This window comes from Falsirhodobacter xinxiangensis (genome assembly GCF_004959935.1).
Taxonomy (GTDB): domain Bacteria; phylum Pseudomonadota; class Alphaproteobacteria; order Rhodobacterales; family Rhodobacteraceae; genus Falsirhodobacter; species Falsirhodobacter xinxiangensis.
Window position 1 is genome coordinate 25,022 of sequence record NZ_SMYN01000002.1, and the last position, 14,214, is coordinate 39,235.

Sequence of the window (14,214 nt, forward strand, 5' to 3'; positions counted from 1 at the left end):
TTGCCGGGCGCGGGCTTTGGGTAAGGTGGCCCTCCCTGAACGGAGCCACGACATGATCATCGACCCCATCCGCCGCATTCCCGCCCTGATCGCCGCCGAAATCTCGGCCGAGGCCCGGCAGGTGGCGGCCGCGATCGAGCTTCTGGACGGCGGCGCGACGGTCCCATTCGTCGCCCGTTACCGCAAGGAAGTGACAGGGGGGCTGGACGACACGCAGCTTCGCACGCTGGCCGAACGGCTCGCCTATCTGCGGGAGCTGGAAGCGCGGCGGGCGGCGATTCTGTCCTCGATCCGCGATCAGGGCAAGCTGACGGATGCGCTGGAAGGTCAGATCGGCAAGGTGATGACCAAGGCCGAGCTTGAGGACATCTATCTGCCCTACAAGCCGAAACGCCGGACCAAGGCGATGATCGCACGGGAAAACGGCCTCGCGCCGCTGGTCGATGCGATCCTTGCCGACCGGACGCAGGATCCGGCGGCGCTGGCGGGCCGGTTCGTCACCGAGAATGTGCCGGATACCAAGGCCGCGCTGGAAGGCGCACGCGACATCGTGGCCGAGGCGCTGGCCGAGAATGCCGACCTGCTCGGCCGTCTGCGCACGCATATGAAATCGGTGGGGCGGATCGCCGCGAAAGTTGTCGCGGGGAAGGAGGCCGAGGGGGCGAAATTCTCGGACTATTTCGCGCATACCGAGGATTGGTCCAAGGCAGCGGGTCACCGCGTTCTGGCCATGCTGCGCGGGCGGAACGAAGGCTTCCTGATGCTGGATCTGGAGATCGACGCCGACGCCCCGCGCGGGCAAAGCCCGGCCGAACGGATGGCCGGCGCGGCGTTGGGCGCGGCGGGGCAGGGAAAGGGCGATCTGTGGCTGCGCGAGGCGGCGGCCTGGGCGTGGCGGATCAAGCTTCGGACCTCGCTGACGCTGGACCTGATGGCCGAGATGCGCGAGCGGGCCGAGGCGGAGGCGATCAATGTGTTCGCGCGGAACCTGAAGGATCTGCTGCTGGCCGCGCCCGCGGGGGGCAAGGTCACGCTGGGCGTCGATCCGGGCGTCCGCACGGGCTGCAAGCTGGCGGTGATCGACGCGACGGGCAAGGTGCTGGAGACGGGGACGATCTATCCCTTCCAACCCAAGAACGACCTGCGCGGGGCCTCTGCCGATCTGGCGCGGATGATCCGCGCGCTTGGGGTGAAGCTGGTCGCCATCGGCAACGGCACCGCCAGCCGCGAGACGGAGAAATTGGTCGCCGACGTGATCTCGGCCCTGCCGGATAAGCCGGTGAAGGTGATCGTGTCCGAAGCAGGGGCGTCCGTCTATTCCGCGTCCGAACTGGCTGCGAAGGAATTTCCGGGGCTGGACGTGTCCTTGCGCGGCGCGGTGTCCATCGCGCGGCGTTTGCAGGACCCGCTGGCCGAACTGGTGAAGATCGAGCCGAAAAGCATCGGCGTCGGTCAGTATCAGCATGACGTGGACCAGCACCGCCTGTCGAAACAGTTGGAAGCCGTGGTCGAGGATGCGGTGAACGCGGTCGGGGTGGACCTGAACACCGCCTCGGCCCCGCTTCTGGCGCGGGTGTCGGGGCTGGGCGCATCGCTGGCCGAAAGCATCGTGGCGCATCGCGACTCCGTGGGTCGGTTCAACACCCGGCGCGAATTGCTGAAAGTGGCACGTCTTGGGCCGAAGGCGTTCGAGCAGGCGGCGGGCTTCCTGCGCATTCCAGATGGCAAGGAACCGCTGGATGCCTCATCGGTCCACCCCGAGGCTTATGATGTTGCGCGGCGCATCGTTGCCGCCTGTGGGCGCGACCTGCGTGCGCTGATGGGTGACAGCGCCGCGCTGAAATCGGTGAACGCGCGCGATTTCATCGACGAACGCTTCGGACTGCCCACTGTGCGCGACATTCTGGCGGAACTGGAGAAACCGGGCCGCGACCCGCGCCCCAGCTTCAAGACCGCGACCTTTGCCGAAGGCGTGGACGACATCAAGGACCTGAAACCGGGGATGCTGCTGGAAGGCACGGTCACCAACGTCGCGGCCTTTGGTGCCTTCGTCGATATCGGTGTGCATCAGGACGGGCTGGTCCATGTCAGCCAGCTTGCCGATCGTTTCGTCAAGGACCCGCACGAGGTGGTGAAGGCGGGCGACGTGGTGAAGGTGCGCGTGACCGAGGTGGATGTGCCGCGCAAACGCATTGGCCTGACGATGCGCAAGGATGGCGGCGCGGCCCCCGCGCCGCAGGAAAAACGCGAGCGTGCGCGCGGCCCGATGCAGTCGGCACCGCAATCTTCGGGTGGCGGGGCGTTCGCGGATGCGCTGAAGGGGCTGCGGAAATAGGAAGGGCGGCCAATCGGCCGCCCTTTTCATCAAAACGGGATTTCGTCGTCGAAATCGGTGCTGCGACCGCCGCCACCCGAACCGCCGCTGCGCGGTTGCGATCCGCCGCTGCGCCCGCCCGAGGACGAGCCACCTTCGTAGTCGTAGCCGCCGCCGCGCTCCTCATACCCGCCGCCCGAGGACGAACCGCCGCCATCGCCGCGCCCGCCCAGCATCGTCATCGTGCTGCGGAAGGGACGCAGGACGACTTCGGTCGTGTATTTGTCCTGACCCGACTGGTCCTGCCACTTGCGGGTTTCAAGCTGGCCTTCCAGATAGACGGTCGAGCCCTTGCGCAGGTATTGCTCGGCCACCTTCACGAGGTTTTCGTCCATGATCGCAACGGAATGCCACTCGGTGCGCTCTTTACGTTCGCCCGAGTTGCGGTCGCGCCATGTCTCGGACGTGGCGACGCGCAGGTTGCAGACCTTGCCGCCGTTCTGAAAGCTGCGAACCTCGGGGTCGCGGCCAAGATTGCCGACGATGATGACCTTGTTGACCGAACCTGCCATGTGTTCCTCTCGTGTTCTTTGCCGAATGGATTACACCCCGGCGGCTTTCCCCGCAACCGCTGCGAAACGCTGGCGCGGAGGCAAAATCCGGGTATAGTCGCTGCCGACAACGGATGGGGAAGCGGACGGATGCGGGGGATGTTCCTGATCGCTGCGCTTGGCGCGGCTGTGGCGGGGCCTGTGATGGCGCAGGGGCTGAGCCTTTCCACCTCGGGGCGCAGCAAGATGTCGGCGTTCGAGGCGCGGACCTCGGTTCTGGATCGCCGTGCGTCGCAGCAATACGAAGGCTCGACCCGCCTGCAACCCCCGCGCCCCAAGGCCGAGGAAATCCCGCTGCCGCGCTTTACCGGCAATTATCGCGGCGAATATCTGGCCGATGCCCGCGCGTCGGCGACCAAGCATGGCATCCCTCCCGATCTGTTCCTGCGGCTGGTGCAGCAGGAGTCGGGCTGGAACGCGGCGGCACTGTCGATCAAGGGCGCACGGGGGCTGGCGCAGCTTATGCCCGACACGGCGCGGCTGGTGGGGGCGGATATCGACGATCCGCGCTCCAACCTCGATGGCGGGGCGCGGTATCTGAAGATGATGTATGACCGCTTCGGCAACTGGCGGCACGCGCTGGCCGCCTATAACGCAGGGCCGATGGCGGTCGAAAAACACGGCGGCATCCCGCCCTATGCCGAAACCGAGAATTACGTGAAGGTAATCCTCGGCGGCTAGTGCTTCAGGCCAGCTGGCCGTCCGGCGTGATCCGGGTCTTGCCGCGCAGATAGGGGTGCAGCACCTCCGGCAGCTCGACCGATCCGTCTTCCTGCTGACCATTCTCCAGCACCGCGATCAGGCAGCGCCCGACGGCCAGCCCCGAGCCGTTCAGCGTGTGGACGAATTCCGGCTTGCCGCCCACGGGACGGAACCGGGCGTTCATGCGCCGTGCCTGAAAATCGCCGCAGACGGACACCGAAGAAATCTCGCGGTAGGTGTCCTGACCGGGCAGCCACACCTCCAGATCATGGGTCTTGGTCGCGCCGAAGCCCATGTCGCCGGTGCACAGCACCAGCACGCGATAGGGCAGGCCCAGCTTTTGCAGGATCGCCTCGGCGCAGCCGGTCATGCGCTCGTGTTCCGCAGCCGACTGGTCGGGGGTGGTGATCGACACCATTTCGACCTTTTCGAATTGGTGCTGGCGCAGCATCCCGGACGTGTCCTTGCCCGCCGACCCCGCCTCGGACCGGAAGCATTGCGTATGCGCGGTCATGCGGATCGGAAGCTGCGCCGCATCGAGGATGTCGCCCGCGACGGTGTTCGTCAGCGTCACCTCGGATGTCGGGATCAGCCACCAGCCGTTGGTGGTCTGGTAGCTGTCCTCGGCGAATTTCGGAAGCTGCCCGGTGCCCAGCATCGCCTCGTCGCGGACCAGAACCGGGGTCCATGTCTCGGTCAGGCCGTGGTCTTCGACATGGGTGTCCAGCATGAACTGCGCCAGCGCGCGGTGAACGCGCATCGCAGCGCCGCGCAGAACGACGAAGCGGCTGCCCGACAGCTTGGCCGCAGTTGCGAAATCGAGGCCTGCCGCCGCGCCCGGAATCTCGAAATGCTCTTTCGGGGCGAAGTTGAATTGGCGCGGGGTGCCCCACGTGCGAATCTCGACGTTGCCATCCTCGTCCGCGCCCTCGGGCACGTCGGCCAGCGGCAGGTTCGGGATGGTCAGCAGCAGCTCGCGCAGGCGGGCATCCTCGGCGGTGGCTTCCTCGTTCAGGCGGGCGATCTCGGCCTTCTTCTCGGCCACAAGCGCGCGCAGACGCTCGAACTCGGCTTCGTTCCCGGCGGCCTTGGCGGCGCCGACCTCCTTGGAGGCGCGGTTCTGTTCGGCCTGTGCGGTTTCGGCGGACAGGATACGGGCGCGGCGGGCCTCGTCGATGGCCAGCACGCGCGACGACAGACCGGCCAAGCCGCGGCGAGACAGCGCCGCATCGAAGGCGGCGGGGTTTTCACGGATGGCGCGGATGTCGTGCATGGGTCTGTCCTCGTGTATGACGCGCACGGTATGCCCGATCCCTGCGCCCGCGTGAACCCTTCACTTCGGCGTCATGGGGCTTTCGCAAGCCCTGCGGGTGCGCGTAAATGCCCCGAAGTCACGCGCTTGCCATCGGATACCCTGCCGGATACGGTGCGCCACCGCAATTTCCGGGGGTTTTCCCCGACGTAGGACGAGGACCGACATGTTCGCCACCCCCGCATTCGCCCAAGCCGCCTCTGGCGGCGCTGCCAGCGCCCTGACCAGCTTCGTGCCGCTGATCCTGATCTTCGGGATCATGTATTTCCTGCTGATCCGCCCGCAGCAGAAGAAACTGAAGGATCACCGCAAGATGGTCGAGGCGCTGCGCCGTGGCGACCAGATCGTCACGCAGGGCGGCATCCTTGGCAAAGTCACCCATGTCGGTGAAGGCAACGAGGTCGAGGTCGAAATCGCGACCGGCGTGAAGGTGAAGGTCCTGCGCCACACCATCGCGCAGGTCGTGTCGAAAACCGAACCCGCCGCCTGACCCAGAACGATCCGGACATAAGATGCTGCAAATACCTCTGTGGAAGCGGGTGCTGATCTGGGGCGTCTGCGCCCTTGCGATCCTCATCGCGCTGCCGAACGCCTTTTATGGCCGGGTCGAAAGCCATAATGACGCAAAGGCCGAGATCGCCGATGCCGGGGGCAATTCCACCCCCGAGCAGGAGGCGGCGCTGGCCCTGTGGCCGAACTGGCTGCCCTCGGGGCTGATGAGCCTTGGCCTCGACCTTCGGGGCGGGGCGCATCTGCTGGCCGAGGTGCATGTCTCGGACGTCTATGCCGACCGGATCGACAACATGTGGCCCGAGGTGCGCGACGCACTGCGCGGCGCCCGCGATCAGGTGGGCAGCGTCCGCCGTGTCACATCCGAGCCGGGCGTGCTGAAGGTCCAGATCTCCAACCCCGAGGGGATCGCCCGCGCGGTCGAACTGGTGCGCGCGCTGGCGCAGCCGGTCACTTCGGTGACGGGCATGGGCCAAAGCGACATCGACGTTCGTGCGGAAGGCGACACGATCAGCGTGCAGCTGACCGAGGCCGAACGCGCCGCGACCGACACGCGCACCATGCTCCAGAGCCTTGAGATCATCCGCCGCCGCGTGGACGAGGTTGGCACGCGCGAGCCGACGATCCAGCGGCAGGGCGACGACCGCATCCTGATTCAGGTGCCCGGCATCGGATCGGCGGCGGAGCTCAAATCGCTGATCGGAACGACCGCGCAGCTGACCTTCAACAGCGTCGTCAACGTGACGCAGGACGCGAATGCTCAGCCGGGCCCGCGTCAGGCCGTCCTGCCGTCGCTGAACGAGCAGGGCATCTATTACATCGTCGAGACGACGCCGGTCGTCACGGGCGAGCAGCTTGTCGATGCGCAGCCCGCGTTCGACCAGAACAACCGCCCCGCCGTGAACTTCCGCTTCAACGCCTCGGGCGGGCGTAGCTTCGGCGACTATACCGCGAACAACATCGGCCGTCCCTTCGCCATCGTTCTGGATGACGAGGTGATCTCGGCCCCCACGATCCAATCCCACATCTCGGGCGGGTCGGGCATCATCACCGGCAATTTCACCGTCGAGGAATCGACCGAGCTTGCGGTCCTTCTGCGCGCGGGCGCGCTGCCCGCGGGGATGAGCTTCCTTGAGGAACGCACCATCGGGCCGGAGCTTGGCGCGGACAGCATCGCGGCGGGGCAGATGGCCTCCATAGTGGCGATGCTGGCGATCGCGGTCTTCATGATCGCCTGCTATGGCTGGTTCGGCTTTCTTGCGACCGTCGCGCTGGGCATCAACATCATCATGCTGCTCGCGATCCTGACGCTGCTGGGCGCCACGCTGACCCTGCCGGGGATCGCAGGCATCGCATTGACCATGGGTATGGCGGTGGATGCGAACGTGCTGATCTTCGAGAGGATACGCGAGGAGTTGCGAGAGGGCAAATCCCCCGTCCGCGCCATGGATATCGGGTTCGAGAAGGCGCTGTCCGCCATCACCGATTCGAACGTGACGGGACTTGTGACGGCCGTCATCATGTTCGTCATCGGCTCGGGTGCCGTGCGCGGGTTCGCCGTCACCATGGGCATCGGCATCATCACATCGCTGTTCACCGCCGTCTACATGACCCGCACGCTGATCGCGACGTGGTATGCTTGGCGTCGCCCCAAGAAAATCGTGGTCTGAGGTTACATCATGGCATTCCGTCTGAAACTCGTCCCCGACAATACGAAGATCGACTTCTTCAAGAACCAGGCGCTGACCTTCGGTTTCGCGATCCTGTCGATGGTGGCCTCGGTCATCATCGTCGCGATCATGGGGCTGAACTTCGGCATCGACTTCCGCGGCGGCACCACCATCCGTGCCGAGACGACGACCGAGATCGACCTTGGCGAATACCGCAGCGCGCTGGAGGCGCTGGACCTTGGCGATGTCGTCATAACCGAGGTCTACGATCCTTCCTTCCGCGCCGACCAGCATGTGGCGCAGATCCGCATCCAAGCACAGGATGACAGCGAATCCGTCACGCCCGAGATGATTGCGCAGGTCGAGGCGGAGCTGGAAAAGGTCGATCCGGCGGTGAATTTCACTTCGGTCGAATCCGTCGGGCCGAAAGTGTCGGGCGAGCTGATCCAATCCGCAGTGCTGTCGGTTCTGGCGGCGGCGGCGGGCATCGGCATCTATATCTGGATGCGGTTCGAATGGCAGTTCTCGCTGGGGACGGTGCTTGCGTCCTTGCATGACGTGATCGTCACGGTGGGCCTGTTCTCTCTGTTCCAGATCAAGTTCGACCTGACCACGGTGGCGGCGCTTCTGACCATCATGGGCTATTCGGTGAACGATACCGTCGTGGTTTTCGACCGCCTGCGCGAGAACTTGCAGAAATACAAGACGACCCCGCTGCGCGATCTGATGAACCTGTCGCTGAACGAAACGCTGGGCCGGACGGTCATGGTGGTCGCGACGATGCTGCTGTCGCTGATCGCGCTGCTGATCTTCGGCGGCGACGTGCTGCGCGGATTCGTGGCGGCAATCACCTTTGGCGTGGTCCTCGGCACCTACAGTTCCATCTATATGGCCAAGAACTTCGTGCTCTGGCTCGGCGTGAACCGCGAGCCGAAGGAGAAGAAGAAGGCCGGAACCACCTTCGCGGATATCGACGCCTGATGCATCTGGAAGAAATCTCCTACCCCGAGGCGCAGCCGATCGACGGGTATGGTCCGGGCTTCTTCCGGATCGCGGGCAAGGTTTTGCGCGGCCCGCTGCTGGTCTCGCCCTGGGCGGCGACGCCGTGGGGCGGGCTGGAGGATACCGCGACGCCGATGGCGCTGGCGGGGCGGATCGACGTGTTGTTCCTCGGCATGGGGTCCGAGATCGCCCACGCGCCCGTCGCCTTTCGCCAGGCACTGGAGGAAGCAGGGATCGGGGTCGAGATCATGTCCACCCCCGCCGCCTGCCGCACCTATAACGTGATCCTGTCCGAAGGGCGCCGCATCGCCGTTGCGATCCTTCCGGTCGAGGGCTGACATGGTTCCGATGGACAGGCTGGCGCAGATTGCGCGGCGTTTCGAATTCATCGAAGCGAAGCTGTCGGCAGGTGCAGCCCCGGCCGAGATAGCCGCGCTTTCCCGCGAATATTCGGAACTGAAGCCGGTGGTCGCCCAGATCGACGCCTATCGCCAGTCGCTGGACGATCTGGCCGAGGCGGAGGCGATGCTGGCCGACCCCGAGATGCGCGCGTTGGCCGAGGATGAGATCCCGGCCCTGAAGGCGCGCATTCCGGAAATGGAGCAAGCGCTGCGCATCGTGCTGCTGCCCAAGGACGCCGCCGATGCGCGCCCTGCCATCCTTGAAATCCGTCCCGGCACGGGCGGCGAGGAGGCGGCGCTGTTTGCGGGCGATCTGCTGCGCATGTATCAGAAATACGCCGAATCGCAGGGTTGGCAGTTCCAGATCATCGACCTGACCGAAAGCGATCTGGGCGGCATCCGCGAGCTGACGGCGCTGATCCAGGGCGAGGGGGTCTTCGCCAAGATGAAATACGAATCCGGCGTCCACCGCGTCCAGCGTGTGCCGGAGACCGAGGCGGGGGGGCGCATACACACCTCGGCCGCGACCGTCGCCGTGTTGCCCGAGGCCGAGGAGGTGGAGATCGACGTTCCCGCCACCGACATCCGCATCGACACGATGCGCGCGTCGGGCGCCGGCGGACAGCACGTCAACACGACGGATTCGGCGGTGCGGATCACGCACCTTCCGACCGGGATCATCGTCACCAGTTCGGAAAAGTCGCAGCACCAGAACCGCGCCATCGCCATGCAGGTCCTGCGCGCCCGTCTTTACGAGCTGGAGCGCGAGAAAGCCGACAGCGCCCGCGCCGCCGATCGCAAGGCGCAGGTCGGATCGGGCGACCGGAGCGAGCGCATCCGCACCTACAACTTCCCGCAGGGACGCATGACCGACCACAGGATCAACCTGACGCTCTATGCGCTGACACAGATCATGCAGGGCGACTTGTCGGAAACCATCGCCGCGCTGACCGCCCATGATCAGGCCGCCAAACTGGCCGAGATGGAAGCATGACCGTCGCCGAGGCGCTGCGGGCCGCCACCGCGCGGCTTGCTGCCGCAGGCATCGACGGCGCGGCGCGTGATGCGCGTATGCTACTGGCCCACGGCCTGGGCATAGAGGCGGGGCGGCTGATGCTGCACATGTCCGATCCCGCGCCGGAGATCGAGGCGCTGGTTGCCGCCCGCGTTGCGCATCAGCCTGTCGCGCAGATCATCGGCCACCGCCTGTTCTGGGGCCGCCATTTTCACGTCACTCGCGACACGCTGGACCCGCGCCCCGAAACCGAAACGCTGGTGGCGATTGCGCTTTCTCAGCCGTTCGGATCGGTGCTGGATCTGGGGACGGGGACGGGTGCGATCCTTCTGACCCTGATGGCCGAGACGGGGGCGCGAGGGGTGGCGACCGACATTTCGCCCGCCGCCTTGGAGGTTGCGCGCGGCAATGCGGCAAGCCTTGGTCTGACGCCGGAGCTGTTGATCTCGGACTGGTTCGCCGCGGTTCAGGGACGGTTCGATCTGATCGTCTCCAACCCTCCTTATATCGCGGAATCCGAAATGTCGGGCCTGTCGCGCGACGTGTTGGAGTGGGAGCCCCATCTGGCGCTGACCCCCGGCGGCGACGGGCTGAGCCCCTACCGCGCCATCGCGGCGGGCGCGGGGCGGCATCTGAACCCCAAGGGCCGCCTGATGGTCGAGATCGGGCCGACCCAAGGCAGCGCCGTCGCCGCAATGTTCCGAGCCGCGGGGCTTGACGCGGTCGCCGTCCATCCCGATATGGATGGCAGGGACCGTGTGGTTTCGGCGCAGCTTCCCAGCTGAAAACCTGCGAAATCACGCGCAAACGCCAATAAACCCCTTGTCAGCATCGCATTACAGTGGTTACTGGACGATGTGAGGGGGACTGATCCTGTAAGGTGATCGTTCCTTCTTTCCGTCAAGTCGATGCCGCACGGTCAGCACGTCTGACCCGCCCACAATGGGCGCAGCGCTGATAGGCGCATGAATGTGGTCAGGCAAGGCCAGATCATTCGGATTAAGGACAGTATGAGATCCTCCAAGTCCCGCTCGCGTTCGAAGTCGAACCGTCCGCGCCCTCTGGGCAATATCGTGAACCGCGTCTTCGACAGCTCCGGCCCGGAAGGCAAGGTTCGCGGCACGCCGCAGCAGATCATTGAAAAGTATCTGCATCTGGCGCGTGATGCACAGCTTTCCAACGACCGTGTCGCCGCAGAGGCGTTCCTTCAGCATGCCGAACACTATACCCGGATGCTGAGCGAGGCGCAGCGCGAGATGGCTGCCGAGCAGGAGGCGCGTCAGGCGCAGCAGGCCGCGCAGGGCCATCACCACCAGCACCAGAACCAGCAGCGCCGCGACGACAACCGCGATCAGCGCCACGAACGGCGCGAGCAGCCCCGGGTCGAGGAGGAGCCGCGCGTCGCAGAGGAGCCCGCACCGGCGCCTGCGCCTGTGGAGCCGGCACAGCCCGTGCTGGACCTGTCGCCCGAAGTTGAAAGCAACCTCGTCGATACGCCCGAAGAACGCGCTGTGGATGCACAGCCCGCCCGCCGCCCGCGTGCGCCCCGTGCGCCGAAGCCGGCCGCAGAGGGCGAAGCGCCGCGCCGCGCCAATACCCGCCGTCCGCGCAAGAAACCCGAAGGCGACGGGTCCGACGGCGGCCCGCGCGAGGCAGCAGAGTAACAAAAGGCCGCCCAACCGGGCGGCCTTTTCATTTGGCGATTTCGCGGGCGAGGGCGCAGAACCCCTCAAGCGGGATTTCCTCGGCCCGCGCCGTCGGCGCGATCCCCGCCGCGCGCAGCCTGTCCTCGATATCCGGGGCAAGGCCCTTCAGGCTCGACCGCAGCATCTTGCGCCGCTGATTGAACCCCATCGCCGTGATCCGCGACAGGATCGCCGCGTCGGCGGGAAAGCGCGGCTGATCCAGCCGGGTCAGGTGAACCACGGCGGAATGGATCTTTGGCGGGGGTGTAAAGGCTTCGGGCGGCAGGGTCAGCACGATCTTGGCATCCGCGCGCCACTGCGCCAGCAGCGCAAGGCGGCCATAGGCTTTCGATCCCGGCTTCGCCACGATCCGCTCGGCCACTTCCTTCTGGAACATCAGCGTCAGGCTTTCCCAGAACGGGGGCCATTGCTTCGGCGTCAGCCAGCGAACCAGAAGCTCCGTCCCGACATTGTAGGGCAGGTTGGCGACCACCCGGATCGGCGCGTTCAACATCGCGGGGGCGTCCACCTCCAGCGCGTCGCCGTTGATGACCTCCAGCCGTCCGGGATAGGCGTCCGCGACCTCGGCCAATGCGGGCAGGCAGCGCGCGTCCTTTTCCACCGCCAGCACCCGGCGTGCGCCCTCGGCCAGCAGCCCGCGGGTCAAGCCGCCGGGGCCGGGGCCAACCTCCAGGACGTCGCAGGCCGTCAGATCACCCGCCTGCCGCGCGATCTTGGCGGTCAGGTTCAGATCCAGCAGGAAGTTCTGGCCAAGCTGTTTCTTGGCGACCAGTTCGTGGTCGCGGATCACGTCGCGCAGGGGCGGAAGCCCGTCAATCGTTGCCACGGGCGGCTCCCATTTCCGCCGCCATTCTCAGGGCGGCAATCAGGCTGGACGGGTTCGCGATGCCGCGACCCGCAATGTCGAACGCCGTCCCGTGATCGGGCGATGTGCGGATGAAAGGCAGGCCCAGCGTCACGTTGACCCCATCGTCGAAAGCGATGGTCTTGATCGGGATCAGCGCCTGATCGTGATACATGCAGATCGCCGCGTCATAGCGGGTGCGGGCGGCGGCGTGGAACATCGTGTCGGCGGGCAACGGGCCGGACAGGGTCATGCCGCAGGCGCGCAGGGCATCCAGAACGGGGATGATCTTCTCCTCATCCCGGCCCATGGTCCCGCCTTCGCCTGCATGGGGGTTCATCCCGGCAACGGCAATGCGCGGCGAAACGATACCGAAATCCCGGATCAGCGCGGCGTGGGTGATGCGGATCGTCGCCTCCAGCAGATCTGGTGTCAGGGCGGATGGCACTTCGGACAGCGCGATATGGATCGTCGCCGGCACCACCCGCAACTCGGGCGAGGCGAGCATCATCACGACCCGGTCCACCCCCGCCAGCGCGGCAAGGTATTCCGTATGGCCGGGATAGGCAAAGCCCGCGCCATCCTTCAGCACCTTCTTGTTGATCGGGGCGGTGCAGATGCCCGACACCTGATCCGCCATCGCCACTGCGCGCGCGATGACCTCGATCACCCCGGCCGCATTGGCCGGATCGGGCTGGCCGGGCACGGCATCACCCGCAAAGGCATGGGGGAGCACCGGCAGCGTGTCGGCAGCGATGCCAAGCGCATCCGCCGGCGTGGTGATCTCCGCAATCCGCGCACCCGCCAGATGACGCGGATCGGCGATCAAAAAGAACGGCAGCGTGGTCCCAAGCGCGGCGCGGGCCTTGACGGCAAGTTCAAGGCCGATGCCCACAGGTTCCCCGCAGGTGAGTGCGACGGGCTTCACGGCTGACGAATGATCGCGTTGTCGCGAAGCTCGTCCAGATAGACCTCAGCCAACTGGCCCAGACGCTGGTTCTGAAGCTGGTCGCGCACGGCATTACGGTTCACCGGTTCTTCGGAGACCGGACGGCGGGCGCAAAGCATCACGAAAGTCGGCGTGCCGCCACGGTTCATCACCGCGCTTTCGCCCAAGTCCATCTGCGAGACGGCCAGCGCCAGATCCTCGGGCAGCCCTGCCGTGGGCAGCGTCTGGAATTGCAGCGCCTGTTCGGATTTTCCACGCGCGACCGTGTAAAGGTCGGCGCAGGTATCGACCCGTGCCTTCACGCTCCCCGCGCTTTCATCGGGACCAAGGGCGTATTGCGCGATTTCGACCTCGGTCGCGCTTTGGGTCGGCGCGCCTTCCTGAATCTGGCGAAGCTGGAACAGCGCGACGCCGTTCGGGATCGGCAGCGGGCTAGTGACCTGACCGGGGCGCAGCGCAAGGAAGGTCGGACGCAGGGCCGGGGGCAGATCGTTCAGCGACAGCCATTCGATCCGGCCGCCATTCTGCGCCGATGGGGCGGCGGAATACTGGGCGGCCGCGGCGGAGAACTCTGCTTCGGACGAAATCCCGGCGGCCAGATCCTCGGCGAAGTCCAGCGCCTGACCCTCTTGCCCCGGAGGCGCGGCAAGGATCAGCTCGGACAGCAGCACGCGGATGTTGGCGCTGGTGGTCGTATTCTCGATCGCGCGGTCCACCTCGGCATTGGTGATCGTCACCCGCGAAAGATACCGCTGGCGGACGACTTCGCGCCAGACGATCCCGGCCTTGACGAAATCGCGGAACGTTTCTTCCTCGACCCCGGCAGTGGCGATCTGGCGGATGAATTCTTCGGCCGGAAGGTTCGCGCGCTGGGCGAACTCCTCCATCCCGCCGCGGACCTGCTCTTCCGTCGCTTCGATCCCCAGACGGCTGGCTGCGTCCAGACGCAGGCGGTCGTCGATCAGCCCGTCATAGGCGGTCTTCTGGATGTCGCCGGGAGCGCGCAGCAGTTCAAGGAAGCGGACGCGCTGCTCCATCTCCCATCCGGTGACGGCATGGTCGTTCACGATCACGCGCGGTGCGAACAGGTTCTGCGCGGCTGCGGGCATCGCGACGGTTGCGGCAAGGACGAATGCAAGGGTCAGGCGGGTCATCTTCTGTCTTCTCTCGTGCATGGT

14 protein-coding genes are annotated in these 14,214 nt (G+C 66.0%); 9 read left to right on the forward strand and 5 right to left on the reverse strand.

Annotated elements, in window-relative coordinates:
* The first annotated feature begins 52 nt into the window (after positions 1–52).
* A complete protein-coding gene (locus tag E2K76_RS02290) occupies positions 53–2,335 on the forward strand; it encodes a Tex family protein (RefSeq protein ID WP_136682656.1) in 2,283 nt (760 codons plus the stop codon).
* A 29-nt stretch (positions 2,336–2,364) separates the two neighbouring features.
* On the opposite strand, the gene ssb is transcribed toward E2K76_RS02290, so the two are convergent.
* Positions 2,365–2,886, reverse strand: coding sequence for a single-stranded DNA-binding protein (ssb, locus tag E2K76_RS02295; RefSeq protein ID WP_136682657.1), 522 nt, complete (start codon positions 2,884–2,886; stop codon positions 2,365–2,367).
* Positions 2,887–3,015: 129 nt separating this feature from the next.
* Between ssb and E2K76_RS02300 the strand changes: the two genes are divergently transcribed.
* Positions 3,016–3,606: a lytic transglycosylase domain-containing protein gene (locus E2K76_RS02300; protein ID WP_136682658.1), complete on the forward strand. Its 591-nt coding sequence runs from the start codon at positions 3,016–3,018 to the stop codon at positions 3,604–3,606.
* Positions 3,607–3,610: 4 nt separating this feature from the next.
* Here E2K76_RS02300 and serS read toward each other — a convergent pair whose 3' ends face one another.
* Positions 3,611–4,900 carry a serine--tRNA ligase gene (serS, locus tag E2K76_RS02305; RefSeq protein WP_136682659.1) on the reverse strand — a complete coding sequence of 430 codons (1,290 nt, stop codon included), beginning with the start codon at positions 4,898–4,900 and terminating at the stop codon, positions 3,611–3,613.
* A 205-nt stretch (positions 4,901–5,105) separates the two neighbouring features.
* Between serS and yajC the strand changes: the two genes are divergently transcribed.
* The 7 genes from yajC (at position 5,106) to E2K76_RS02340 (ending at position 11,201) form a co-directional block, all read left to right on the forward strand.
* Positions 5,106–5,429: a preprotein translocase subunit YajC gene (yajC, locus tag E2K76_RS02310; protein ID WP_136682660.1), complete on the forward strand. Its 324-nt coding sequence runs from the start codon at positions 5,106–5,108 to the stop codon at positions 5,427–5,429.
* Positions 5,430–5,451: 22 nt separating this feature from the next.
* Positions 5,452–7,119, forward strand: coding sequence for a protein translocase subunit SecD (gene secD / locus E2K76_RS02315; protein ID WP_136682661.1), 1,668 nt, complete (start codon positions 5,452–5,454; stop codon positions 7,117–7,119).
* Between the two features lie 9 nt (positions 7,120–7,128).
* A complete protein-coding gene (gene secF / locus E2K76_RS02320; RefSeq protein WP_136682662.1) occupies positions 7,129–8,100 on the forward strand; it encodes a protein translocase subunit SecF in 972 nt (323 codons plus the stop codon).
* The gene (locus tag E2K76_RS02325) at positions 8,100–8,459 is read left to right on the forward strand and encodes an Mth938-like domain-containing protein (RefSeq protein ID WP_136682663.1); all 360 of its coding nucleotides are present in this window, start codon (positions 8,100–8,102) and stop codon (positions 8,457–8,459) included. Before secF ends, E2K76_RS02325 begins: the two co-directional genes overlap by 1 nt.
* 1 nt (position 8,460) lies before the next feature.
* Positions 8,461–9,516, forward strand: a complete 1,056-nt coding sequence (gene prfA, locus E2K76_RS02330; protein ID WP_136682664.1) for a peptide chain release factor 1 — start codon at positions 8,461–8,463, stop codon at positions 9,514–9,516.
* Entirely contained in the window at positions 9,513–10,322 is an 810-nt protein-coding gene (gene prmC / locus E2K76_RS02335) for a peptide chain release factor N(5)-glutamine methyltransferase (RefSeq protein WP_136682665.1), read from the forward strand. The genes prfA and prmC overlap by 4 nt, the downstream gene beginning before the upstream one ends.
* A gap of 225 nt (positions 10,323–10,547) precedes the next feature.
* Positions 10,548–11,201, forward strand: a complete 654-nt coding sequence (locus tag E2K76_RS02340) for a DUF4167 domain-containing protein (RefSeq protein ID WP_136682666.1) — start codon at positions 10,548–10,550, stop codon at positions 11,199–11,201.
* Positions 11,202–11,229: 28 nt separating this feature from the next.
* Here E2K76_RS02340 and rsmA read toward each other — a convergent pair whose 3' ends face one another.
* Genes rsmA through E2K76_RS02355 form a run of 3 tightly spaced genes read right to left on the reverse strand, consistent with a single transcriptional unit; the run spans position 11,230 to position 14,190 of the window.
* Positions 11,230–12,069 (reverse strand): 16S rRNA (adenine(1518)-N(6)/adenine(1519)-N(6))-dimethyltransferase RsmA, encoded by an 840-nt coding sequence (rsmA, locus tag E2K76_RS02345; protein ID WP_136682667.1) that lies wholly within the window; start codon positions 12,067–12,069, stop codon positions 11,230–11,232.
* Positions 12,056–13,015 (reverse strand): 4-hydroxythreonine-4-phosphate dehydrogenase PdxA, encoded by a 960-nt coding sequence (gene pdxA, locus E2K76_RS02350; protein WP_136682668.1) that lies wholly within the window; start codon positions 13,013–13,015, stop codon positions 12,056–12,058. The genes rsmA and pdxA overlap by 14 nt, the downstream gene beginning before the upstream one ends.
* Positions 13,012–14,190 (reverse strand): peptidylprolyl isomerase, encoded by a 1,179-nt coding sequence (locus E2K76_RS02355; RefSeq protein ID WP_136682669.1) that lies wholly within the window; start codon positions 14,188–14,190, stop codon positions 13,012–13,014. The genes pdxA and E2K76_RS02355 overlap by 4 nt, the downstream gene beginning before the upstream one ends.
* Positions 14,191–14,214: the final 24 nt, after the last annotated feature.